Consider the following 24,628-nt stretch of genomic DNA (forward strand, 5'->3'; position numbering starts at 1 on the left):
GTCGAGGTTCACGTACAGGGTCGAGGTTCACGTACAGGCCTTCGACCTTGAGCGTGACGGCCGAGGAACGGAAGAAGTTCAGGAACGAGTCGGTGGGGAGCGCGTACTCGATGCCACCACCAGCGGCCCAGCCGGTGCGGAAGTCGTCGTTGCCGCGGAAGCCGCCGAACGAACGCTCGTTGCTGCCGGCGCCGTAGGCGAAGCCGCCGGTGCCGTACACGAGGGTGCGGTCGAAGGCGTAGCCGAGGCGGCCGCGGACGGTGCCGAAGTAGTCGAGGCTGGCGGTGCCGCGCGGATCGACGAAGGTGACGCCGGGGACGGCGGTGAAGCCGGGGGTCAGGATCGAGTTGTTGCGGCTGCGGCCGAAGTCGACGTACTGGGCGTCAGCTTCGATACCGACGACCACGCCCGAACCCGGGGTGAACTGGTAGTTGTAGCCGATCTGACCGCCGCCCGTGAAACCCTCGTTGGAGTTGTTCGAGTAGGCGACCTGCGACGGACCGCCGGCGCCGACGAGGCCGTTCGGGCCACGCACGAGGCCGAACGAACGCTCGTTGCTGCCGGCGCCGTAGGCGAAGCCGCCGGTGCCGTACACGAGGGTGCGGTCGAAGGCGTAGCCGAGGCGRCCGCGGACGGTGCCGAAGTAGTCGAGGCTGGCGGTGCCGCGCGGATCGACGAAGGTGACGCCGGGGACGGCGGTGAAGCCGGGGGTCAGGATYGAGTTGTTGCGGCTGCGGCCGAAGTCGACGTACTGGGCGTCAGCTTCGATACCGACGACCACGCCCGAACCCGGGGTGAACTGGTAGTTGTAGCCGATCTGACCACCGCCCGTGAAACCCTCGTTGGAGTTGTTCGAGTAGGCGACCTGCGACGGACCGCCGGCGCCGACGAGGCCGTTCGGGCCACGCACGAGGTTCGGGAACACGTTGTTGTAGACGTTGGTGTCGCGGCTGGAGGCGTCGAAGCCGTAACCGGCGTTGAAACCGGCGTAGAAGCCCGTCCAGGTGAACACCGGCACCGGCACGAATACCGGCGGCGGAGCCTGGCGACGCGGCAGGTCGGCAGCGAAAGCGGAACCGGCGAGTGCGATGCCGGCGAGCGCGGTGGCGCCGCGAAGGAAGGATTTCATGGTCTGGTCCTCTAACCGTTGGACAACGGCACCACTTTTGCTGGTGGCGTCCGCTGCAGTTCCCCGTCTTTAATCCAGCAGCGTGCAAGAAGCTGTTGCGTTACGAACACGCCAGCCGCCGTGAACGCGGCCCCTTTGTGGCGATGCTCGTCTTATTCTTACCCACTCCGTGAACACCGAACGTCCGCGAATGGCCAAGGTTCATCTGCGGCCACGCTTTTCCGCGTTAACGACCCTGACAGATTGTCGCGGGGGGCTGGTCGGATCCGTCGGCGAGGGCGACGGCCGAGATCAGGCGGCCGTAATCCGGTTCCCGGCGGTGGGTGGTCCGGCGATAGCTGTAGAACAGCTCCGGGTCCGCGTAGGTGCAGCGCCCGAGATCGCCGGCCGTGCCGATTCCGCTCTCGGCGAGGCGCGCGGCGATGAAGCCGGGAAGGTCGAACTGCGCGTGCTCCGCGCGCAGCCCCGGCCTCAGGAAGCGCTCGAAACCCGGGGCTTCCGCATGGAAGCGCGCGATGAAATCCGGGCCGACCTCGTACGAAGCCTGACCGATCGTCGGACCCAGCACCGCGACGATGCGGCTGCGCTCGGCGCCGAGGCGCACCATGGCGTCGACCGTGGCACCGATCACCCCGGTGAGTGCACCCTTCCAGCCCGCATGGGCGGCGCCGACCACGCGGTTCTGCGCGTCGGCGAACAGGATCGGGCCGCAATCGGCCGTGGCGATTCCGAGCGCCAGGCCGGGCACGCGCGTCACCATCGCGTCCGCTTTCGGGCGCTGATCCAGGGGTATCGGCCCTTCGACCACCACCACCTCGGCGGAATGAACCTGATACAGGCTGATCAGCCGATCTTCCGCCACGCCGAGGCGGGCGCACATCCGGCGCCGGTTCTCGGCCACATGCGCGGGCGCATCATCGGAGCCGAGCCCGCCATTGAGCCCCGCATAGAGTCCCTCGGACACCCCGCCGCGCCGGGTGAAGAAGGCGTGGCGGATCCCCGGCAGGCCGGCGAGAGCGGAGGATTCGAGCGCGGAGGATTCGAGGACGGAGGAGTCGAGGGCATCGGCGGTGTCACGCGTCATGGCGTCTTCGGTCCTGAAGAGGGAAGGGGACGGGGCGCCGGAGCCGAGACCTGGGCGCTCAGACAGGAGCGGGGTGAAATCAGCTTCGGCACACCCTGACGGCGGCGTTCTTTACGCTTCGTTAAGCATGTTTTGATCGGATGATTCTCAAGAGTCGAGGACCAGCCGATGTCGGAAGCCGCCCGTCACCCATCCCCGTACGACCCGGCCGCCCGGCCTCAACCCGGGCCGCTGCGTGACTGGCTCGCGGCCATGAAGGCGGTCACCGAGACGCCCGCCGCCGCGACGCCCGTCCGCGAGGCTGCCCGCCTCGCTGAAACGGCCCCGGAAACCCGGGCGCCCGAGACTAACAAGTCGTGGACCCCACGGGTGGTGACGCCGGCACCGGCCAGTGCCGAAGATGCGGACGTCTCGGACCTGATGGCGGAGAACATCATGCTGAAGGCGAAGCTCAAGGTCGAGACCGACCGCTACGACGCGCTCCAGGGCGTCATCGCCCGCGAGCTGCGTAGCCTGCGCGCCCATGTCGAGGAGGAGATGCGCGATCTGGAGACGGTCCGGGGCGAGCGCGACCATCTCGTCGCGCTTCAGGCCGAGTTCGAGCAGGAAATCCGCGATCTGCGCGTCCGGATCACCGCCGATGCGGCGAATTTCAGCGAGATGCGCAGCGAGCGCGACCTGTGGGCGGCGCGGGCCGAGGCTCTGGCCCAGCCGATCTTCCAGCACCGCAGCGCGGTCTGAGACCACCCGTTTCGGGGGCCTGAAACACCGAAGGGCCGCCCCTCGCAGGGCGGCCCTTCCATTGCCGAACCACTCGTGTCCGGCCGAAACTGTCTCGTTCGCGTCGAGCGCTAGAAGGCTGCGCCGGAGGCGACGGTCCAGGTCCGGGGGGCCGGGGTGAGCGGCTGATGACAATGAGACACTGGATCACCTCCTTTCGTTCGTTGCGGGTGAGCCAAAGCTAGTGAGCCCCGGCGGGTTTGAAAAGGGGGTCGGCCGCGCCCATCCGCCGCTCCCCTCCCGACCCAGTCCGGGTCGGGCGAGCACTGCGCTGGCCTCGGCTTCACCGGAGGTCTAAAGCGTCAGGCCTTCTCCCCAGGGTGGAGCGGCCCCGTGTGTCGCCCACCGGCCACGGACCGACCCCACCCCATGTCCACAGCCCTGCGGATGCCGGCGCCCGACGAGGCGGCGCTCGACCCGGACGCCATCCACTCGGACGCCATCCACTCGGACGCCATCCACTCGGACGCCTTGCATCCGGATGCCATGCGTCAGCCGCTGCCCGACGCCTGGTACTGCGTCGGCCGCTCGGATGCCCTGAAGGCGGGTGCGTTGCGCGCCGTCGAGCTGAACGGGGAGCAGATCGTCCTCGGCCGTGAGGCCTCCGGCGCGCCCTTCGCGCTACGCGACCGCTGCCCCCATCGCGGCATGGCCCTGTCGAAGGGCCGCTTCGACGGCGACGCCCTGACCTGCCCGTTCCACGGCTGGCGCTTCGGCACCGACGGGCGCTGCCGCGACGTCCCGACGCTGTCGGCCCGCGACAACGCCGATTTTTCGCGCATCGCCGTGCAGCGCTTCCCGATCCGGGAGAGCGCGGGCTTCGCCTGGGTCAATCCCTATCTCGGGCCGCCGACCGGCTCACCCGCGGCCGCCCTGCCGGAACTCGGCTTCGCGCCGGCTGGCTGCGTGGTGGTGGAACTGGTGGTCGAAGCCTCGTTCGACCTGACGACGCTGAGCCTCGTCGATCCCGGCCACGTCGCCTTCGTCCACGATTCCTGGTGGTTCCGGCCCTCGAAGGAGCTGCGCGAGAAGGTCAAGACCTTCACGCCGACCCCGCACGGCTTCACCATGACGAGCCACGCCACCACCACGAGTTCCCCGGTCTACCGGCTGCTCGGCGGCGCGCCCTCCGTCGAGATCGAGTTCCGCCTGCCGGGGGTGCGCCTGGAGCGGATCGAGGCGGGCACCAAGCGGGTCGCGAACTACACCTTCGCCACGCCCCTGACCCAGAACCGCACGATGCTCACCAACGCGCTGTACTGGAACATGCCGGCCCTGAACCTGCTGAAGCCCATCGCCCGGCCGCTGATGCGCCAGTTCCTGACGCAGGACCAGCAGGTGCTCCAGCACGCCCAGGCCGGCCTCGATCGCAAACCCACCATGGTGCTGTTCGGCCAGGGCGACCTGCCGTCGCAATGGTATTTCCGCCTGAAGCGCGAGGCCCTGCAGGCCGCCCGTGAGGGCCGCGATTTCGTCACCCCGCTCGCCACGCAGGAACTGCGCTGGCGCTCGTGATCGAGCCGCGACGTTCCCCTGAATCTGCGATGCTCGGCCGCGCCGCTTGATCGCGGCGCCGCAGCCGCCATCTCGGGGGAATGAAACGGCATAGTTTGATCAAGGCGTTGAGCGCCGCCACCGTGATGACGCTCGGCGGGGTCGGCTATGCCGCGCACCGGCGGGGCCGCAATCCCTATTACCGGGGCCCCCGCAGCGACCATTTCGACGGTCTGCGCTTCCACGGCGTCGACCAGCCGGCCGATGCCAGCCTCGGTGATCTCGCCCGCTGGCGCACGCGGCGCGGCATCGACAGCCCGCCGCGCCAGACATGGCCGTCCTACCACCCGAGCCCCTTCGCGACGGACGTCCCGCCCGAGCGGCATGCAGGCCTGCGCGTCACCCTGATCGGGCACGCCAGCTACCTGTTCCAGGTGGCGGGCCGGAACATCCTGGTCGATCCCGTCTATGCCCGGCGCGCCAGTCCGGTGCGCTTCGCCGGACCGAAGCGGGTCAATCCGCCGGGGATCGCCTATGCCGACCTGCCTCCGATCGACGCGGTGCTGCTCACCCACAACCATTACGACCATCTCGACGGGCCGACGGTGGCGCGGCTCTGGCAGGCCCATCAGCCGCTGATCCTCGCACCGCTCGGCAACGACGCGATCCTGCGCGGCTACGACGACACCATGCATGTGGAGACGCGCGACTGGGGCGAGTCGGTCGATCTCGGCGGCGGTCTCACGGTTCACCTCACCCCCGCCAACCACTGGTCGGCGCGCGGGGTGAACGACCGGCGCATGGCCCTGTGGTGCTCCTTCGTCCTCACCACGCCGGTGGGCGTCCACTACCATTCGGGCGATACCGGCCTGCGCGACGGGGCGAGTTTTCGCGAGGCCCGGGCTCGGTTCGGCCCGCCGCGGCTCGCCACCCTGCCGATCGGCGCCTACGAGCCGCGCTGGTTCATGAAGGACCAGCACATGAACCCGGCCGAGGCGGTCGAGGCCGGGCTGCTCCTCGGCGCCGACCAGATGCTCGGCCACCATTGGGGCACCTTCCAGCTCACCGACGAGGGGATCGAGCAGCCGGTCGAGGCCCTCGCGGCCGCCTGCGCCGAGACCGGCCTCGCGCCGGAAAGGTTCCTCGCGATGCGGCCGGGGCAGGTCTGGCAGGCCTGAACGGCGCAGGCTCCCGACCTCCGCCCGGAATGCCGCGTCGTGACGGCTTTCCGCGAGCCTGCCGCTACAGAATAAACCGGCTCAGATCCGCGTTCGCCGCCAGGCTCTCCACCCGCGACCGCACGTACTCGGCATCGATCGGCACGGTCTCGCCGGAGCGGTCGGTGGCCGTGAAGGAGATCTCGTCGATGACGCGCTCCAGCACGGTCTGGAGGCGGCGGGCGCCGATATTCTCCACCGAGTTGTTCACGTCGACGGCGACGCGGGCGAGCGCATCCACCGCGTCCTCGCTGAATTCGAGGGTGACGCCCTCGGTCTGCATCAGCGCCACGGTCTGCTTCAGCAGGCTCGCCTCCGTCGAGGTCAGGATCTGGCGGAAATCCTCCACCGTCAGCGGTTGCAGCTCGACCCGGATCGGCAGGCGGCCCTGCAACTCCGGCAAAAGGTCGGACGGCTTGGAGACGTGGAACGCGCCGCTGGCGATGAACAGGATGTGGTCGGTCTTCACCGGTCCGTGCTTCGTCGCGACCGTGGTGCCCTCGATGAGAGGCAGCAGATCGCGCTGCACCCCCTCGCGGGAGACGTCGGCCGAGGAGCGCCCTTCCTTGGCGCAGATCTTGTCGATCTCGTCGAGGAAGACGATGCCGTTGTCCTCGACTTCGCGGATCGCTTCCTGGGTGAGGGATTCGGCATCCACGAGCTTGTCGGACTCCTCGGCCAGCAGCGGGGCGTAGGCGTCCTTCACCGTCATCCGGCGCGGCTTGCCCTTCTGGCCGCCGAGCGCCTTGCCGAGCATGTCTCCGAGATTGACCGCGCCCATGGAGGCCCCCGGCATGCCGGGAATCTCGAACATCGGCAGGCCGCCCGGCGATCCGCCGGCCAGTTCGATCTCGACCTCCTTGTCGTCCAGCTCGCTCGCTCGGAGCTTCTTGCGGAAGCTGTCGCGGGTGGCCTGGCTCGCGGTCGGGCCGACCAGGGCGTCGAGGATGCGGGCCTCGGCGGCCGCCTCGGCCTTGGCCTTCACCGAGCGGCGCTTCTCCTCGCGCTTGAGGCCGATGCCGACCTCCACGAGGTCGCGTACGATCTGCTCCACGTCGCGGCCGACATAGCCGACTTCGGTGAACTTGGTGGCCTCGATCTTGAGGAAGGGCGCGCCGGCGAGGCGCGCGAGGCGTCGGGCGATCTCGGTCTTGCCGCAGCCCGTGGGGCCGATCATCAGGATGTTCTTCGGCGCGACCTCCTCGCGCAGGGGGCCGGTGAGCTGCTGCCGGCGCCAGCGGTTGCGCAGCGCGATGGCGACGGCGCGCTTGGCGTCGCCCTGTCCGACGATGAAACGGTCGAGTTCCGAGACGATCTCGCGGGGAGAGAAGGTGGTCATCACGCTCCGATCGGATGAGGCAGCCGGACTGCCAGGGGGCGGGGGAGGGCGCGCAGCACGAGGGCGCGCAAGGGGTGCCATCCGGCGCTGAGCGCCAGGATGAAGGCCCCCAGCGTGAGCAGGCTCAGCGGGATCGTGCTGCCGGCGAACCCGGCGTCCCGCACCAGCGACCCGAGGGCGATCCCGGCATAGACGAGGCCGGAGACCAGCAGCGCGCGCCGGTCTACCGCGAGGGCGATGCCGGCGAGGCCGAGCACGATCGCCAGCACGCCGAGGGTCGCCGCCTGTCCGCCGCCGGCGGTCAGGTTGCCCAGGATCGGATGCACGATCAGGGGCGCGGCCAGGAGGTGGAGCCAGAAGGCGATATCGGTGCGGCGGGTGACGCGGGCCGGGTCGGACAGGTCGAACCGCATGGCCAGGGCGAAGACGCCGAGGCCGGCAGCGATGAACACGCCATTGTGCGCCGCAAGGGTCAGATCCGGCGCAACGGCGAGCAGAACTCCGAAGAGAAGGGCGCCGAGCGACGCCGCACCCGCCGCCACGGTGATCGGCACGGCGAAGCGCCGATAATGCAGGGTCACCAGCGCGAGGGTCGCGAGCCCGCTGCCGATCAGCGGGGCCGGGCCGAGGCGGTCCGCCGTCATCAGGTCGAACAGCGTCGGCCAGCTCGACCCGGCAAGGCCGGAACCGGCGAGCCCGAAGGCCACCGACGATTGTACCGCCAGGGCGAACAGGACCAGCAGCACGATGCTGGGCAGGGCCATGCGGCGACGGAGGGTGAAGAATTCGGCAAGGCCCCAGGCCAGGACGGCGATCAGGGCATAGCCCGCGGCCGGACCCAGCGCCGACAGTCCGAAATGCGCGCAGGCGCCGAGGAACAGGAACAGCCCGAGGGTGACGAAGATGTCGGCGAAGCCCGAGACGAAGCGCAGGCGCTCGTCGTCGCGCGGCTCTTCGAGGCCGGGTGGGAGCATCGCACCCGCCCGGGCCAAGCGATCGAGAGCGTTCGCCTGCACATCGGTGATGATGCCCTCGGCCACGGCGCGGCGGAGGTGGTCGATGGTGATCACGACGGAACCTCGCGGAGGGTCGCCCGGCGATGAGCAAGGGCGATGCCGCGTCGGGCAGGAAAGGGGTCGGGCTGGCGCACGGTCCGGACTTAAGCGCCCGGCGCCGTGCTTTCCAGTCGTGCCCGCCCCCTCATCGCGGTTCGATCGTCCGAGTCCGGTTGTTCCGGCGTCTCACGCGGCGCGGATCGACCCGACGAAGTGCGTGACCTCGGCGTCGAGGGTGTTCGAACGGCGGGCGAGTTCGGCCGCCGAGGCAAGGACCTGGGCGGCCCCGGCTCCGACCTCCACCGCCGCGCCCTGGACCTCCGCCATGGTCTGGGTCACGTCCTGGGTGCCCCGCGCGGCGTCGCTGACGCTGCGGGCGATCTCCTGGGTGGCGACCTGCTGCTCCTCCACCGCTGCCGCGACGCCGACCGCGATGCTGTGCACGCTGCCGATGGTGGTGCCGATCTCGCGGATCGCCTCCACGGTTTCGCGGGTGGCGGCCTGGATCATGGTGATCTGGGCGGTGATCTCGTCGGTGGCCTTGGCGGTCTGAGCCGCCAGTGTCTTCACCTCGGAGGCGACCACGGCGAAGCCACGGCCCGACTCGCCCGCGCGGGCGGCCTCGATGGTGGCGTTCAGCGCCAGCAGATTGGTCTGGCCGGCAATGCTGGAGATCAGCGCCACCACGTCGCCGATGCGGGCGGCGCCCTGGGCCAGGGCCTCGACCCGGGTGTTGGTCAGACGAGTGCTCTCGACGGCGTTGGCCGCGGCGGCGGAGGTCTGGCTCACCTGATGGCCGATCTCGTTGGCGGTGGCGGCCAGTTCCTCGGTAGCGGCGGCGACCGCCTGAACGTTCTGCGCGGTGTCCTCGGCGGCCTGCATCACCGCCGCCGACTGGCGGTTGGTGCGCTCGGCATTGGCCGACATGGCCCGGGCGGTCTCCTCCATCTCGGCGGCGGCGTTCGAGAGGTTGCCCACCAGGGCGCCGACGCTGCCCTGGAACCGGTCGGCGAGTTCGCTGCGCTCGGCGCGGCGGCGGGTGGAGGCGAGGCCGGCCGCTTCGTCCCGGGTCTGGCGCAGGGCCTCGGCCTCGCGCATCGAGTGGGCGAAGACCTGCATGCTCGACCAGATCGCGCCGATCTCGTCCCGGCTCGGCTTGACCGACGGCAGATCGAGGTCGCCCCCGGACAGGCGCCGGATCGCCGCCGTGACGCTGGCGAGCGGCGCTGCGATCTGGCGATGTCCGATCAGGCCGCCGAGCACGAGGCTCGCCAGGGTGCCGCCGATGGCCAGCGCGAACAGGAGGGTCAGGCGGTTGGCGTAGAGGGCGTCGGTGGCGGCGTCGATGGCCGTGACCTGCGCCTGGCCGCTCGCCACCAGCACGTCGATCGAATCCTGGAAGGCCTGCCGGTTGGCCCGGTTGGCCTCGTTGAAGCCCTGCTCGGCCGCAGCCGCAGGGGCGACCTCGGTGCCGAGGCGGGCGATCTCCTGGCGCAGGGTCGTGAAGGTGGCGGCGCCCTGGACGACGCGCTCGAACTGCGCCCGCTCCTCCGCCGGAATGCGGCCGCCCCACTCGGTGAGCAGGCGGTTCATGGCCGTCAGATTCTGGCGCAGCCGATCGGCGTATTTCCGTGCATCGGCCGTATCCTTGGCGGCGTAGACGCCCCGGGATTCGAGAACGACGTTGGTGACGAGGCGGTTGACGTTCGCGGCGTCAAGGGCGCGGCGGGCCGCCATCCGGGACGCCTCCATCGACCCGTTGAAGGCCGAGAGGGTGCTGATCCCGATCCCGGCGACCAGCAGGGTGATCGCCCCGCAAGAGAGAACGAACAACAGAATCTTCGTCTTGATCGTCATTTTCAAGAACCTGCCCCAACCTTGCACCCAAGGTGCTAGGCAGGTTCCTGAAAACTTCCGTTAACGTGTGGCGCTTGGTTAGTTTTCAGACGTTTCCAGCGTCTCGATCACGAGACTCCCATTGGTATAGACACAGATTTCAGCCGCGATCCGCATGGCGCGGCGCACAATTTCTTCGGCGTCGTGGCTGCTGTCTTCGAGCGCGCGCGCGGCGGACAGGGCGTAATTGCCACCCGAGCCGATCGCCATGACACCGCTCTCCGGCTCCAGCACGTCGCCGGCGCCCGAGAGCAGCAGGCTGACCTCCTTGTCGGCGACCAGCATCATGGCCTCGAGGCGGCGCAGGTAGCGGTCGGTGCGCCAGTCCTTGGTCAGCTCGACGCAGGCCCGGGTGAGCTGGCCGGGATATTGTTCCAGCTTGGCCTCCAGCCGCTCGAACAGGGTGAAGGCGTCGGCGGTCGCGCCCGCGAAGCCACCGATCACCGCGCCCTTGGCCAGCCGCCGGACCTTGCGGGCGTTGCCCTTGACGATGGTCTGGCCGAGGCTGACCTGCCCGTCGCCGCCGATCACCACCCGGCCGCCCTTGCGGACCATGAGGATCGTGGTGGCATGCATCTGCGGCGGGCCGTTCTGATCGTGCGCCAAGGCGGGCTCCTGAATTCGGTTGTGTGGGGAGGCAGGTAGGCGCGCCCGGGCCCGAATGCCACCGGGCCTACATCACCACGGTGATGCGCCGCGCCGCCCGGGTCAGCCCGGTATAGAGCCAGCGCGCCCGGTGCTCGCGGAAGGCGAAGGATTCGTCGAAGAGGACCACGTCGTCCCATTGCGAGCCCTGCGCCTTGTGGACCGTGAGGGCGTAGCCGTAGGTGAACTCGTCGGTCTCGCGCTTCAGGAAGGCCGGGATCTCCTCCTCGGAGCCCGACATCACGGCCTTGAGGACCTTGATGTCGACCGGGCGGCGCCGCAGGGCCGGATCGTCCTCCGGCACCACGTCGAGGCGCACCGTGTCGGAGCGTGGCGAGGAACGCTGGGCATGCACCGTCCAGGTCGAGCCGTTGAGCAGGCCCTTGGTGCGGTCGTTGCGCAGGCAGACCAGCTTTTCGCCCACCGCCGGCATCGGGTCGGTGTGGCCGGCCAGCTCGCGCAGACGGTTGTTGTAGAGCCGCCGGGTCTTGTTCATGCCCACCAGCACCTGGTCGGCCTGCAACACCACGGCCGGATCGATCGACCGGCGCGAGACGATGCGGCTCTCGCCGTAATCGCCGAGGCTGAGGCGCCCGCCCTCGCGCACCGTCATGGCCATGCGGACGATCGGGTCGTCGGCGGCCTGCCGGTGGACGTCGGTGAGCATCACGTCGGGCTCGGCTTCCGTGAAGAAGCCGCCGCCGCGCACCGGTGGCAGCTGGGCCGGGTCGCCGAGCACCAGCACCGGCTTGTCGAAGGACAGGAGGTCGTTGCCGAGGTCGGAATCCACCATCGAGCACTCGTCGATGATGATGAGTTCGGCCTTCGAGACCGGCCCGGTGCGGTTCAGGGTGAAGGCGGGGCCGCCCTCCTCGGTTTCCTTGGTGCGATAGATCAGGCTGTGGATCGTCGCCGCGTCGTGGCAGCCCTTCTGGCGCATCACGGAGGCGGCCTTGCCGGTGAAGGCCCCGAACACCACCGTGCCCTCGACATCGTCGGCGATGCGCCGGGCCAGGGTGGTCTTGCCGGTGCCGGCATAGCCGAACAGGCGAAACACCTGCTGGCCAATCGATTTGCGCCACTCCGCGATCGCCTTCAGGGCGGCGTCCTGCTGGGGGGCGAAGCGGGTCGGCAGATCGGTCTCGGCCATCAGAACACCGAGGCCCGGCCAAGGTCGAACAGATCGGTGCCGCGTCCGTCGAACACGTCCTCCAGGGCATCGCCGCCGGATTCCTGCGCGAAGGCGTACTCGGCTTCCGAGATCGGTACCGCCTGGAGAAAGGCGAGGGCCGTGTCGAACGCGGGAGGCGCCTGCAGTCGGGCCTCGAACGCCACCGGCGGCACGAACAGCACATGCGCGAGGGGGGTCGACAGGCCGGTGCCCGCGAGGACGCCCGGGAAGACGATGCCGGGGGCGAGGAACCAGCGCCCGTTGATCACCTGGAAGGCGCAGGCCGCCAGGATGCGCGCGAAATCCGGGTCGGTGCCGACGCCGAGGATCTCGCAGCGCCCGGGAAACTCCGCGCCGTCCTGGTAGAGCGGGTGATTGGCCAGGGTCACCGTCGCGCCGGCGGTGAGGCCGGGGCGGGGCGCCTCGCGGCAGATCAGGATGTCGACGTGGCTGCGCCCGGCCTCGTCGGCGTGGCGGGCGACGGAGGGGCGCCCCCCGAAGGCCCCAGCCAGCATCCGGGCCACGGCGCGGTTGGTCTCCGTGATGTCCGCCGGAGGGGCGCTCACGGCCAGCGCACCGTCGGGGGCAGCGACGACAGGATCGAGGCGACGTTGCCGCCGGTCTTCAGGCCGAAGATCGTACCGCGGTCGTAGAGCAGGTTGAACTCGACGTAGCGCCCGCGTCGGACCTGCTGCTCCAGCCGGTCCTGCTCGGTCCAGGGCGTCCCCATATTGGCGCGCACGATGGCCGGGTAGGCCTTCAGGAAGGCGCCGCCGACGTCGCGGGTGAAGGCGAGATCGGCCTGGGGGTCGCCGGTCCAGTGGTAATCGTAGAAGATGCCGCCGATGCCCCGCGGCTCGTTGCGGTGCTTGAGGTGGAAGTACTCCTCGCACCAGGCCTTGTAGCGGGCGTAGTCGGCGGCGGGCGCATGCGCGTCGCAGGCTTCCTTCATGGCCGCGTGGAAGGTGACCGAATCGGGATCGTCCTGTGTCCGTCGCCGATCGAGCACCGGGGTCAGGTCGGCGCCGCCGCCGAACCACGTCTTGGTGGTCACCACGAAGCGGGTGTTCATGTGCACGGTCGGAACGTTCGGGTTCCACGGATGCGCGATCAGCGAGATGCCGGTGGCGAAGAAGCGCGGGTCCTCGGCCGCGCCCGGCATCTGGGCACGGAACTCCGGAGCGAACTCCCCGTGCACGGCCGAGACGTGGACGCCGGCCTTCTCGAACACGCGGCCCTTGATCATCGCCATGGTGCCGCCGCCACCCGGCGCGCCGGTGTGGTCGGTGCGCTGCCAGGGGGTCTTCTCGAAGCGTCCCGGCGCGGTCGGGGCATCGGGATGAAACGGCCCGGTCGCCTCGGCTTCGATCGCCTCGAGCGCGGTCACGATCCGGTCGCGCAGGGTGGTGAACCAGGCCGTCGCCGCGCCCTTGAGGGCGTCGCGCTCAGCCTCGGGCAGGGGCGGGACGTTGGAATCTGGCATCGACATGCGGGGGATGTCCCATCCCGCCGCCCGCCCGTCAATTCGCCAGATCGCCATCAATCCTTGACGGACATCAGCAGCCGCTCCGTCTTGGCGTCTTCGATGCGGTTGACCATGCGCCGGCCCTCGTGGACGTCGCGGAGGGTCTTGGTGGCGGTGATGCAGGACTGCACCAGCATGATCGTGCCCATGGCGAGGTAGCCCTTGATCCAGATGTCGATGGGCATGAACAGGATGCCGAGGCTCACCATCGCGGCGGAGCCGATGAACGACGCGTAGGTGAAGGCAACCCAGGCGCCGGAATGCTGCGTGGTCTCGTTGGTCATGATGATGTTCCTTGGAGAGGGTGTCGTTTCGGGGAGCGGGAAAAGCGGATTTCGGGTTGGGTACGACGAAGGTCGCCGCGCTTCCTATTTCTTGCTGTGCCGGGCGATTCTCGCGGTGCCGGATGTTTTTGCGGTGCCGGAGGTTTTTGCGGTGCCGAGCGACCGCAGCAGACGTTTGGGGGCGTCGACCATCCCGGCACGCTTTGTCGTTCGGGAACCGCGCTGCGGAGCCCGAGATCGAGAAACACGGGTGGTGCCAGACAAAGCGCTGTCGGAGGACGTCAGCCCGCGTGGGCTCGGGCCGCCTCGGCCCTCGAGCGCAGGCGGTCGAGGATCGCCGACGAGCTCGGGCGGGTGCTCGGGCCAAAGCCCGCGCGCTCCATCCGTGCGGCCATGTCGATCCCGGGCTCGACCGCGCGTAAGGCCGCCTCGGTGTCCTCGGCCTCCGCCTGGAGGGTGCGCAGGCGCGCCAGCGTCGCCTCCGCTTCGGTCAGTGTGGCGCGGTCCTGCGGCGCGGAGGCGACCCGCAGGCGCCGGGCGGTCTCGGCCGCGGCGGCGAGGCGCCGGCCTCGTTCCAACTCCGCCTGCCGCCGCGTGGCGTCGGCCACCACGGCGCGGATGCGGGCCATTTCGACGGCGAACCGGGTCCGGGCTGCGCGGATGGCGTCGCGCTCCGATTCGAGTTCGGCGATCGCCTCGGCGGCTTCCCCCGCGAGGTCGTCGCGTCCCGCATGGAGCGCCGCCACCGCGCGGGTTTCCAGGTCGGCGGCGCGGGTCTCGACCGCGACGAGGCGACGTTCCTCGGCCCGATCCCCGGCCATCGAGGCCGCCAGGGCCTGCCGGCTGCGTTCCAGGGCCGCCCGGGTCTCACGGATCTGCTGGTCCAGGATCAGGAGGGCGTTGCGGTCGAAGAGGTCCTCTTCGGCCTTGGCGGCGGCGCCGCGGGCGAGGGTGCGAAACAGTCTGAGCATGATGGCCTCCGGGTGCGGGGACGCTGTCCACCACCCGGATGTCGCACGGTTTGAACAGCGTTCAAGTGCGATATTGCACGCCGTTCAATATGCCGTCGGAAAGCCGCCGGTCTGGCGCAGGGCCTCCCCGAGGATCATGGCGGCGCACACCGCGACGTTGAGCGAGCGCAGGTCCGGACGGATCGGCACCACGACCCGTGCGTCGGCGGCCGCGTGGACCGCATCGGGCACCCCCGCCGATTCCCGGCCCATCAGCAGGCAGTCGCCGGGCCGGTAGGCGAAGTCGGTATAGGGCAGGGCCCCCTGGGTCGTGGCGAGAACGAGCCGGATGTTCTCGGCCCGGCGCCAATCCGAAAACGCCTGCCACGAGCGGTGGCGGGTCACCGCCACGTGGTCGAGGTAGTCCAGCCCCGAGCGGCGCAGGTGCCGATCGGAGACGTCGAAGCCGGCCGGCTCGATGATCTCGACGGCGGCCCCGAGGCAGGCGGCCATGCGCAGGAGGGTGCCGGTGTTCTGCGGGATGTCGGGTTGGTACAGGGCGAGGCGGAGCATGGTGGCGGACACATCGAGCGGATTGGGCCGTGCGGCATCGCCCCCCGGTTGGCAGGCGGTCAAGACGGCTTAGCTAAGGAGCGCTGCAACGACCGGATGATCTCATGTTCCTCGATTGGCTCGAACGCCGAATCGACACCTTCGCGCCGTTCGACGACGGGCGCATGCCGCCGAAGACGGTGATGGGCTTCGCCGGGTTCTACCTGCGCCCGGTCCGGTCGGCGCTGATCGTCCTATTCGTGGTGGCGATCGTGGCCGGGACCGTCGAGGCCTCGCTCTACATCTTGATGGGCTGGTTCATCGACCTCCTGAACAAGGCGGATCGCGCCACCCTCTGGCAGGAGCACGGCACTGCTCTGATGCTGGCGGCCGGTCTTCTGATCGTGGTCCGGCCGATCACCATCTGGCTGCACGAGATCCTGTCGAACCAGCTTCTGGTGCCGCAATCCACCAACCAGATTCGCTGGCGCACCCACCTCTACACCCTCGGGCACTCGCTCTCGTATTTCCAGGCGGATTTCGCCGGGCGCCTCGCCAACCGAGTGGTGCAGGTCGGACCGGCGGTCCGCGAACTCGCCGTCGTGTTCATCGACACGCTGCTCTACGTGGCGATCTACGCTGTCACGGCGGTCGGCCTGTTCGGCTCGATCTCCCTGTGGCTCGCGCTCCCGGTGGTGGTGTGGATCGCCGCCTACGCCCTGCTGACCCGCTGGTTCGTGCCCCGCGCCCGCGCCCGATCGCTGGTCACCGCCGACACCCGCTCGGCCCTGATCGGGCGCATCGTCGACAGCTACACCAACATCCTGACGGTCAAGCTCTTCGCCCGCGATCGCGAGGAGCGGGCGGCGGTGCGCGACGCCGTCGACATCCACACCAAGGCCTACCTGCACCAGTTCCGGTTGGTGAGCAGCACCACGACCCTGCTCGGCCTCCTCAACAGCCTGTTGATCCTGTCGACGGCCGCCGTCTGCGTGGTCCTGTGGCAGCGCGGCGGCATGACCACCGGCGAGGCCTCGGCCGGCCTCGCCCTGGTGCTGCGCCTGATGGCGATGTCGGGCTGGGTCATGCAGACCGTGCGCGGCATCTTCGAGAATGTCGGCGTGATCCAGGAGAGCATGCAGACCATCGCGCGTCCGCACGCCATCACCGACCGGCCCGATGCCGGGACCCTGGCGGTCGCCGGCGGCGATATCCGCTTCGACAAGGTCGGCTTCCACTACGGCCGCGACGATGCCTCGATCATCGAGAACCTGAACCTGCATATCCGGGCGGGCGAGAAGGTCGGGCTCGTCGGCGTCAGCGGCGCCGGCAAGACCACCATCACCTCCCTGCTCCTGCGCCTGCACGACCTGGAGAGCGGCCGCATCCTGGTGGACGGGCAGGACATCGCAGGCGTCACGCAAGCCTCTCTGCGCAGCGCCATCGCGATGGTGACCCAGGATACATCGCTGCTGCACCGCTCCATCCGCGACAATATCGCGTATGGCCGCCCCGATGCCACGATGGCGGAGGTGGAGCGCGCCGCGCGGCTGGCCCAGGCCGACGGCTTCATCCGCGACCTCGTCGATCACAAGGGTCGCACCGGCTACGACGCCCAGGTTGGAGAGCGTGGCGTCAAGCTCTCGGGCGGCCAGCGTCAGCGCATCGCCATCGCCCGGGTGATCCTGAAGGACGCCCCGATCCTGATTCTCGACGAGGCGACCTCCGCCCTCGACTCGCAGGTGGAGGCGGCGATTCAGGAAAGCCTCGACACCCTGATGCAGGGCAAGACGGTGCTGGCCATCGCCCACCGGCTCTCGACCATCGCGGCCCTGGACCGGCTGATCGTCCTCGATGCCGGCCGCATCATCGAGGAAGGCACCCATGCCGAATTGATCGCCAGCGGCGGTCTCTATGCCCGCCTGTGGGAGCGCCAGTCCGGCGGTTTCCTCGGTGACGGTGCGACGGCTCGGACCTACGAGGCCGCTGCGGAATAGGGTTGCGGTTTGGCAGGCGCCCCATTGGAATCAGGTCTCGAGGCCGGCGTGCTGCGTCGCACATCGGTTCAGCCCTGAATGGCGCCGCATTTCGCTTTTCCGTTCAAGTGGGCGGCATCGGGGCGGAAATAACGCGTGTGCGTGGAGAGGGTTAGCGGAGATATGCTCAGAGGTTAATCAAACGCTGCCTGTTTCATGCCCACTCTGCATGGCAGCCCATCCGCATCCTCCCTCGTGCTGCGCTGCGGCAAAGCCTACATTCCGGTCATGGCGACGGGATCACACAGACCCGCCGCATCGACACGTTTGGACGTTCTCTCTCATGGTACACGCAATCCTCACCCATCTCCTGTCCTCCTGGAAGGAGAGCGCATCTGTTCGTCAGATCGCCGATCTCACCGACCAGCAATTCGCCGATATCGGCGGTGAGCGCCTCGATAGCCGCCTGCTCGACAAGGCCCGCCGTCATCGGGCGCGCGAGACCGGACACTTCCACAAGTCGGTGGGTGTGTTCTCCTACCCGACCGCCTAAACTGCCTCGCTGCCGCATCCTCCCGGTGCGGCAACGGGCAGGGGCGGGGGCGGCGATTGAGATCCTGGTGGCGACATGGCGCCGGTCTTCCTCGTCGTCGATGGGCGCTGCTGGCGATCGTCGGCTCCTTCCTGCTCTCGTCGTCCAGCCTCGTCTCGCCGGCCTGTGCTGCCGATCCCCTCGTCATCACGGTCGACCCTCAGGCCGTCGGAACGCCGCCGAAGCGAGCAGTCGACCAGGTCCGGGTCGCCAGTCTTCCCGAGGCACTGGCCTTGCGCCGACGCTGGCGCCGCGCCGATCCGCGTCAAGCGATTTCGATCGCGCTCGCTCCGGGCGTTCATCGTCTGTCCGAGCCGGTCCGGTTCGGCCGCGAAGATAGCGGCACAGCCGCGATTCCCCTGGTGGTATACGGAGCCGCAGACGGTTCGACGCGCCTCGTCGGATCCGTTCCGCTCGTGCCTGCGCCGGACGGAATTCCTCGTGACCTCGACGCGACCCTCTTGGTCGACCGAGGCGCGAAATTGCGTGTCTATCGCCTGCCCGCCTCGGTCACCGGCCAGCGCATCCAGGAGCCCCGCACCCTCGCGCGGCGCGATGCCCCGGTCCACCTCGCGCTGTTCGATCGCGCCGGTGCCCTGTGGCCGGCGCGCTGGCCGAACACCGGCTGGGCCAGGACCGCGTCCGGTTTAAGCGTCTCATCTCACAGCGAAACTAAGGCCCACTTCGCCCTGGCGGACGGCCGCTCCGCGCGCTGGCGGCGCGAGCCGGAACTCTGGGCCGAGGGCTACTGGCGCTGGAACTGGCTGTTCGAAACCTTTCCGGTCGCCGCCGTGGCACCCGACCACCTCACCCTGGAGGCCACACCCTACGAGGGCATCGCCTCGGGCGCCCGCTTCCGGATCGTCCACGCCCTCAGCGAACTCGACGCGCCCGGCGAGTGGTGGCGCGACGCCGGCTGGGGCGTCGTCCTTCTCTGGCCGCGCGATCCCTCCGACGCCGTCGAGGTGGCCGTTACCGACACCCTGCTGAGCGTGGAAGGCGCGTCACATCTCCGTATCCAGACCCTGACCCTGGAACAGGCTCAGGGCGATCTGGTTCGGATCAGCGAGGCGGCCGATGTGGTCATTTCCGGCTCACGGTTGCGGCGGACCGCCGGTCGGGCCCTGTCAATCGAGCGATCGACCGCCAGTGGCCTCGAACGCAGCACCGTTGCGGAAACTGGAATTGGCGGCGTGCGTCTGTCGGGTGGCGATCGACCCAGCCTGATTCCGGCCGGGCTCTTCGTCCGGGATTGTCGCATCAGCGATTACGCCCAGTCAGCGCGAACTCAAAGCCCGGCGATCATGGTCGATGGCGTGGGTCAGATCGTCCAGGGCAACTACATTCACGATACCGACGAGTACGCGATTCATTTGCGCGGTAACGAACACCGAGTCGCCTGGAACGAGATCACTCGTATCCTTTCGGAATCAACGGATAGTGGAGCGATTTATTCGGGTCGCGACTGGTCCGCCCGGGGTTCGGTGATCGAGCACAACTACCTGCACGATATTCGCGCAGCACCGGGCTTCGAGATCAAGGGGATCTATCTCGACGATATGGCGAGCGGCAGCACCGTCCGGGACAACCTGTTCGTTCGGGTCGATCAGCCAATCTTCCTCGGCGGTGGTCGCGACAATCGCATCATCGAAAACCTCTTCGTGGATTCAAGCCCTGCGATCCACGTCGATGCACGCGGCCGGACCTGGGCCCAGGATGCAATCACGGACCCGCTATCGGAATTGCGGGCCGCCTACGCGGCGATGCCGGTCGGCGGGAAGCTGTGGCGTGAGCGCTATCCAGGTTTGGCGACGATCCTGGCTGACAATCCGGCCGCCGCTCGCAACAGCCTAACGGACAATGTCTTTCTCAACAGCGAGCCGTTCCGTTTTGGGGATTTGGCCCGTTCCGGCGAGCAGAACCTCACGCGCAACATCGGTCCAGCCGGCCTTCGCCTGGCGCCCCTGACACGCAGCGACGAACAGGTCGCTTCACGGAAAGAGAGCGTAAAGCGATTTGAAAACGTGCTGGATGCCACGAACGCCTTGGTGCGCCGGAGAGACTACGATCGGATGGAACGTTCGATCCTACTCAAACCCTTCGAAGACAATCGACCGGGTCACCCGTAGATTTCCCATTGTTCCGGGCCAATTTCGTGAATTTTTCCAAGCTACGATGGGACTGTGCGTAACATCGTTAGCGTATGTTGAAGCGTTCTTGGCGGCACCTGCTATCAATAGGGGCAGCGACGAACGATAGGCATGTCCGATTTTTGAATACTTGGCAAAGTCTCATTGAGATCACCCTGCCGCAGCATCCCGGCGGCCTTCATGGGCTGTTTCCGAGCCGCGCCGATCGATTCCGTGATGGATCATCGCATCCTGGGCTGCTAGGCGCCACGGATCGCGGAGACGTCGGTTGCCGGGCATGCGCACCGGCAAGGAAAGGCTTGTCATGCACATCGTGATGGTTGGGTCCGGCTATGTCGGCCTCGTCTCGGGCACCTGCTTTGCGGATTTTGGCCACCAGGTGACCTGCGTAGACAACGACGCGGGTAAGATTGATCTTCTGAATGCCGGGCGCATGCCGATCTATGAGCCGGGGCTGGAAGCCCTGGTGGCCGAGAATGTTCGTCATGGGCGACTGAGGTTCTCGACCGATCTCGCCAGCGCAGTCGCTGCAGCGGACGCCGTGTTCATCGCTGTCGGTACGCCGTCCCGCCGCGGTGATGGCTTCGCTGATCTCTCCTACGTGCATGCCGCCGCGCGCGAGATCGCGCACGCGCTGAAGGGTTTCACCGTTGTGGTGACGAAGTCTACCGTGCCTGTCGGAACCGGCGATGAGGTGGAGCGCATCATCCGAAACGCCAGGCCCGACGCCGAGGTTGCGGTCGTCTCGAATCCGGAGTTCCTACGCGAAGGCGCCGCCATCGAGGACTTTAAGCGGCCCGACCGCATTGTTATCGGTGCAGACAGCGAACGCGGCGCGGCCATCATGGCTGAGATCTACCGCCCGCTCTATCTCAATCAGGCGCCAATCCTCTACACGGACCGGCGCACCGCGGAACTTACAAAGTACGCCGCGAACGCGTTCCTCGCCACCAAGATCACTTTTATCAACGAAATCGCCGATCTCTGCGAGCAGGTGGGGGCGAATGTTCAGCAAGTCGCCCGCGGCATCGGGCTTGATAACCGCATCGGCTCGAAATTTCTGCATGCAGGCCCCGGCTACGGTGGCTCATGCTTCCCAAAGGATACCCTCGCTCTTGTGAAGACGGCGCAGGACGCCGGCACCCCGGTTCGCCTCGTCGAGACGGTGGTCTCGGTGAACGACCAGCGCAAGCGCGCCATGGCCCGCAAAGTGATCCTCGCCTGCGGCGGATCGGTGCGTGAAAAGACGATTGCCATTTTGGGACTGACTTTCAAACCCAACACCGACGACATGCGCGATGCGCCTTCGCTCTCGATCATCACTGGCCTGCAAGACGGTGGCGCGAAGATTCGCGCCTATGATCCGGAGGGAATGGAAGCTTCTCGCGCGCTTCTGTCGAACGTCACCTACGCCGGGGACGCCTACGAATGTGCCACCGGGGCCGACGCAGTGGTGATCATTACCGAGTGGAATGCCTTCCGGGCGCTCGACTTCGTCCGCCTGCGCGCAGTGATGACTGCACCGGTGATGGTCGATTTGCGCAACGTTTATAAGGCCGAGGACCTTAAGCGCCGCGGTTTCCGCTACACCGGTGTTGGACAGGCGCACAGTCTGTCGCCGACCCCGGACGACGAACACGCCACCGTGTAATGCGAACAGGTTCGGGTCAGGCATGCGAGACGGCGAGACGAAGACGATTTTGGTCACCGGTGGGGCAGGTTTCCTGGGCTCCCATCTCTGTGAGCGCCTGCTGGAGCAGGGTCACGAAGTTCTCTGCGTCGACAATATGTTTACCGGATCACGTCGTAACATCGCTGCCCTGCTCGATCACCCGCGGTTCGAGTTCATGCGCCACGACGTGACGTTTCCGCTCTATGTCGAGGTCGACGAGATCTACAATCTCGCCTGCCCGGCCTCGCCGGTGCACTACCAATTCGATCCGGTCCAGACGGCCAAGACCAGCGTCATCGGCGCGATCAACATGTTAGGTCTCGCCAAACGTCTGAAGATCAAGATCTTTCAGGCGTCGACCAGCGAGGTTTACGGGGACCCTGAGGTCCATCCGCAGCCGGAGGAATATTGGGGTAAGGTCAATCCGATCGGATATCGGTCCTGCTACGATGAAGGCAAACGCTGCGCCGAGACGTTGTTTTTCGATTATCACCGCCAGCATAACCTCTCGATCAAGGTCGCACGCATCTTTAATACCTACGGGCCGCGCATGCATCCAAATGACGGCCGCGTGGTATCGAACCTTGTCGTGCAGGCCCTACGCAACGAGGACATCACCATCTACGGCGATGGCTCGCAAACCCGGGCATTCTGCTACGTCGACGATCTGATCGAGGGCTTTTTGCGCCTGATGCGAACCGATCCTGAAGTGACGGGGCCAATCAACCTCGGGAATCCCGGTGAGTTTTCGATCCGGGAACTCGCCGACCTCGTCATTGAATTGACTGGCTCCCGCTCTCGGATCGTTGCGCGCCCGCTGCCGCCCGACGATCCGCGCCAGCGCCGGCCGAACATCGATAAGGCCAAGGCCATCCTCGAGTGGGAGCCAACCGTCTCCCTGCGTGAAGGCTTGATGCGGACCATCGGCCACTTCGACCGCCATCTCGGAGCGAATGTGCCCGCCTGACAAGGGCACCCCAGTCCAATCAGTCCAGCGCCTCCGCGTCGGTGAGGACCATTCCGACGTATGGACGTCCGCCTATCGCTGCCAGAGCCTTGTCCAGGATCGCATAGCGACTCTCGCCGTTCCGGACGGTAACCAACACTGCCGTCACACGAGGGTCAGCCGCGAGCCGCTCCGCTGTGGCATCCGAGCCGATCAGTCCGGCATGGATCACGACGAGGTCGTAAGAGTCCTGAGCGCCCAGGATGCTGTCGACATAGACACGCATTTCGCTGCGTGCAGTCTGGCCGTCCTGCGGAATCATGGCGAGGCCCGAGCTGTGCCGCACAAGGACATCCGAGAGGTCTGCGCGCTTTGGCATTGAAGTTCCGCCATGACGCGGCGGCAGACCAATTTCGCGGGTAACAGTACCGTCAGCCGATGCGTCGACGAGAAGCACCCGCTCGTTCTCGTGGGCAGCCGAGGCAGCGTAGTCGAGGGCCAGACGTGAGCGACCGACGATATCGTCGGCGGACGTCACCAGGATGACGTGCGGACGCTTGGCTGGCAGATCGCGGCGAAGACGGTTCCGCAGCCGGGTGATCGCTATCTCGTAAGGGCCGCCGCTGAGACGGTCCGTTCCATTCGCGATGCCGCGGCGAAGCGTCGGCAGGAGGCCGATCACGAGACGCTGCGTCCGCGCCTCAAGGCGCTTCCGGGACCGGACGCGTCCGCTGAACTGCTCGACCGTCAGGCTTCCGCCGATGCCAAGCCCCACGCCTGCAAGCAGGGCGGCCGCGAGGACGAGGGGTGCTGGCGGACCCTGGCGTCGGGTCGGCGGAAGAGCCGGAGAAATGATGCGTGAAGTTGAAGTGTCGAGCTGCTGCTGCTCTTGCAGCTCACGGGTGCGCACGAGAAAAGCTTCATAGACGCCCCGCCGGGCATCGACCTGTCGCTCTAACTCTCGCAGCTTTATGAAGCTGTCGCCGACGTTGAGGGCGTCCGCCTTGCGCTTCTCCAGGGCCTGCGAGAGTTCGACTACATTCGCCATGTTCGCTCGATATTCGTTACGAATCGCGGCGGCGATGCGCTTTACCTCGGCTTCGAGCTGGTTGCGGGCGCTACGTAGCTGCACGTCGGATGCGTTCATTGCCGGGTGCCGCTCGCCGAGGCTCGCCGCCGCATCGGCCCGCTGGCGCTCGACCTGTGCGAGTTGTCCGCGCAACTGCCCAATGGTCTGCGACTGGAGAACCTCCTGGATCGAATCCAGCTTGGCCGGATCGCTGCTGCTCACGCTTTCGATCTGGCGCAGCTTCGCCTGCTGCTCAGCTGCTTTGGCCCGGGCAGCGCCGAGCTGATCACTCAACTGGCCAAGCTGCTGCTCGCTAACGAGTTGGGTCCGCGTGCCTACCAGATTGTTCTTGTTGCGGAACACCTGTGCAGCATTCTCGGCCTGCTGAACGCTGTCGCGCAGTTCTCCGAGACGGCTGTTCAGGCCCTCCCGAGCTCGCCGTATCGATTCGGACCGATTGCTGATTTCCGTCGAGAGGTAGGTCTCCGCAATACTCTGAGCAAGGCGGGCGGACTTTTCTCGGTCGTTGGTCGAAACGGAAACGTCGACGGCAAAGCTCCGTTCAAGGCGTCTGGCCGACATTCGGTCGCGCAAGGCTCGCAGGGCTGTGAGGGTCGGGTCGGATTCCGGCTCTGACGCTCGTCCTACCAGGTGCCCGACCCACGTCCGGAGTCGATCGATGGCGCTGGGCTCTACAAAGTCCTGATCGCTGGCAAGCTTCTGTGAAAGCACCACCCTGCGCAGGACGTCGTCCGACTGAAGCACGCGCAACTGACTATCGACCAGAAGCAGGGTCGATTCGTTCGCCTGACCTTGCGGATTGGCCTCGTCTTTCAGAACAGCGAGGCCACGTGGGTCGATGATGAGCTGGGTCGTTGCCGCGTACTGCGCCGGCAGCGCCAGATATCCAACCGCGAGAGCCGATAAAAGGAGAACCGGAAGGATTACGGTGACCCAGCGGCGGCGTAAAATACGGCCGACCTCGCTCATGTCCAGGAACCAGGGGAGGGGCGCGCTCGATACCTCGGTATCGGCACCGAAGTGCTTGAGGATTACGGGTGGGGCGCGTTCGATGACAGCCATTGACGCTTTCCGTTACGCA

The 24,628-nt window shown here is 67.5% G+C and carries 20 protein-coding genes and 1 pseudogene; 8 read left to right on the forward strand and 13 right to left on the reverse strand.

What is annotated here, in order from left to right; translation table 11 throughout:
* Nucleotides 1–538: 538 nt before the first annotated feature.
* Together ASF57_RS26150 and pgeF are read right to left on the reverse strand one after the other, a co-directional pair.
* A pseudogene (locus ASF57_RS26150) lies at nt 539–1,129 on the reverse strand (porin family protein); the annotation flags it as partial.
* A 226-nt stretch (nt 1,130–1,355) separates the two neighbouring features.
* Nucleotides 1,356–2,213, reverse strand: coding sequence for a peptidoglycan editing factor PgeF (gene pgeF, locus ASF57_RS00010; RefSeq protein ID WP_056478668.1), 858 nt, complete (start codon nt 2,211–2,213; stop codon nt 1,356–1,358).
* A 168-nt stretch (nt 2,214–2,381) separates the two neighbouring features.
* Between pgeF and ASF57_RS00015 the strand changes: the two genes are divergently transcribed.
* The 3 genes from ASF57_RS00015 to ASF57_RS00025 all read left to right on the forward strand — a co-directional run bounded on the left by ASF57_RS00015 (nt 2,382) and on the right by ASF57_RS00025 (nt 5,665).
* A complete protein-coding gene (locus ASF57_RS00015) occupies nt 2,382–2,954 on the forward strand; it encodes a hypothetical protein (RefSeq protein WP_082503595.1) in 573 nt (190 codons plus the stop codon).
* 525 nt (nt 2,955–3,479) lie between these two features.
* Complete coding sequence (locus ASF57_RS00020; protein WP_056480030.1) at nt 3,480–4,508, forward strand: aromatic ring-hydroxylating dioxygenase subunit alpha; 1,029 nt, start codon at nt 3,480–3,482, stop codon at nt 4,506–4,508.
* A gap of 80 nt (nt 4,509–4,588) precedes the next feature.
* On the forward strand, nt 4,589–5,665 hold the full coding sequence (locus tag ASF57_RS00025; RefSeq protein WP_056478675.1) for an MBL fold metallo-hydrolase: 1,077 nt from the start codon (nt 4,589–4,591) through the stop codon (nt 5,663–5,665).
* A gap of 64 nt (nt 5,666–5,729) precedes the next feature.
* On the opposite strand, the gene hslU is transcribed toward ASF57_RS00025, so the two are convergent.
* The 10 genes from hslU to ASF57_RS00075 form a co-directional block, all read right to left on the reverse strand.
* Nucleotides 5,730–7,043: an ATP-dependent protease ATPase subunit HslU gene (hslU, locus tag ASF57_RS00030; RefSeq protein ID WP_056189724.1), complete on the reverse strand. Its 1,314-nt coding sequence runs from the start codon at nt 7,041–7,043 to the stop codon at nt 5,730–5,732.
* Nucleotides 7,043–8,113, reverse strand: a complete 1,071-nt coding sequence (locus tag ASF57_RS00035) for a hypothetical protein (RefSeq protein ID WP_056478677.1) — start codon at nt 8,111–8,113, stop codon at nt 7,043–7,045. The genes hslU and ASF57_RS00035 overlap by 1 nt, the downstream gene beginning before the upstream one ends.
* Nucleotides 8,114–8,284: 171 nt before the next feature.
* Nucleotides 8,285–9,955: a HAMP domain-containing methyl-accepting chemotaxis protein gene (locus ASF57_RS00040; RefSeq protein ID WP_056478680.1), complete on the reverse strand. Its 1,671-nt coding sequence runs from the start codon at nt 9,953–9,955 to the stop codon at nt 8,285–8,287.
* A 78-nt stretch (nt 9,956–10,033) separates the two neighbouring features.
* Complete coding sequence (gene hslV / locus ASF57_RS00045) at nt 10,034–10,570, reverse strand: ATP-dependent protease subunit HslV (RefSeq protein WP_056478689.1); 537 nt, start codon at nt 10,568–10,570, stop codon at nt 10,034–10,036.
* A 97-nt stretch (nt 10,571–10,667) separates the two neighbouring features.
* Entirely contained in the window at nt 10,668–11,789 is a 1,122-nt protein-coding gene (locus ASF57_RS00050; RefSeq protein ID WP_056478692.1) for an AAA family ATPase, read from the reverse strand.
* On the reverse strand, nt 11,789–12,376 hold the full coding sequence (locus tag ASF57_RS00055) for a suppressor of fused domain protein (protein ID WP_056478695.1): 588 nt from the start codon (nt 12,374–12,376) through the stop codon (nt 11,789–11,791). Before ASF57_RS00055 ends, ASF57_RS00050 begins: the two co-directional genes overlap by 1 nt.
* On the reverse strand, nt 12,373–13,293 hold the full coding sequence (gene hemF / locus ASF57_RS00060) for an oxygen-dependent coproporphyrinogen oxidase (protein WP_200935802.1): 921 nt from the start codon (nt 13,291–13,293) through the stop codon (nt 12,373–12,375). The genes ASF57_RS00055 and hemF overlap by 4 nt, the downstream gene beginning before the upstream one ends.
* A gap of 56 nt (nt 13,294–13,349) precedes the next feature.
* Nucleotides 13,350–13,619: a YiaA/YiaB family inner membrane protein gene (locus tag ASF57_RS00065; RefSeq protein WP_056189740.1), complete on the reverse strand. Its 270-nt coding sequence runs from the start codon at nt 13,617–13,619 to the stop codon at nt 13,350–13,352.
* A 281-nt stretch (nt 13,620–13,900) separates the two neighbouring features.
* On the reverse strand, nt 13,901–14,590 hold the full coding sequence (locus ASF57_RS00070; RefSeq protein WP_056478697.1) for a PspA/IM30 family protein: 690 nt from the start codon (nt 14,588–14,590) through the stop codon (nt 13,901–13,903).
* 84 nt (nt 14,591–14,674) lie between these two features.
* Nucleotides 14,675–15,142, reverse strand: coding sequence for a tRNA (cytidine(34)-2'-O)-methyltransferase (locus tag ASF57_RS00075; protein ID WP_056189747.1), 468 nt, complete (start codon nt 15,140–15,142; stop codon nt 14,675–14,677).
* A 104-nt stretch (nt 15,143–15,246) separates the two neighbouring features.
* Here ASF57_RS00075 and ASF57_RS00080 point away from each other — a divergent pair, with 104 nt between their 5' ends.
* The 5 genes from ASF57_RS00080 (at nt 15,247) to ASF57_RS00100 (ending at nt 22,478) form a co-directional block, all read left to right on the forward strand.
* Nucleotides 15,247–17,118 carry an ABC transporter ATP-binding protein gene (locus ASF57_RS00080; RefSeq protein WP_056478700.1) on the forward strand — a complete coding sequence of 624 codons (1,872 nt, stop codon included), beginning with the start codon at nt 15,247–15,249 and terminating at the stop codon, nt 17,116–17,118.
* Nucleotides 17,119–17,440: 322 nt separating this feature from the next.
* On the forward strand, nt 17,441–17,650 hold the full coding sequence (locus ASF57_RS00085) for a hypothetical protein (protein WP_056189755.1): 210 nt from the start codon (nt 17,441–17,443) through the stop codon (nt 17,648–17,650).
* Nucleotides 17,651–18,480: 830 nt separating this feature from the next.
* Nucleotides 18,481–19,818 (forward strand): right-handed parallel beta-helix repeat-containing protein, encoded by a 1,338-nt coding sequence (locus ASF57_RS00090; protein WP_210166818.1) that lies wholly within the window; start codon nt 18,481–18,483, stop codon nt 19,816–19,818.
* 325 nt (nt 19,819–20,143) lie between these two features.
* Nucleotides 20,144–21,490, forward strand: coding sequence for a UDP-glucose/GDP-mannose dehydrogenase family protein (locus tag ASF57_RS00095; protein WP_056480037.1), 1,347 nt, complete (start codon nt 20,144–20,146; stop codon nt 21,488–21,490).
* A gap of 22 nt (nt 21,491–21,512) precedes the next feature.
* On the forward strand, nt 21,513–22,478 hold the full coding sequence (locus ASF57_RS00100; RefSeq protein ID WP_056478706.1) for a UDP-glucuronic acid decarboxylase family protein: 966 nt from the start codon (nt 21,513–21,515) through the stop codon (nt 22,476–22,478).
* Nucleotides 22,479–22,497: 19 nt separating this feature from the next.
* Here ASF57_RS00100 and ASF57_RS00105 read toward each other — a convergent pair whose 3' ends face one another.
* Entirely contained in the window at nt 22,498–24,609 is a 2,112-nt protein-coding gene (locus tag ASF57_RS00105) for an exopolysaccharide transport family protein (protein ID WP_056478709.1), read from the reverse strand.
* Nucleotides 24,610–24,628: the final 19 nt, after the last annotated feature.

Source organism: Methylobacterium sp. Leaf117 (assembly GCF_001422985.1).
GTDB lineage: Bacteria > Pseudomonadota > Alphaproteobacteria > Rhizobiales > Beijerinckiaceae > Methylobacterium.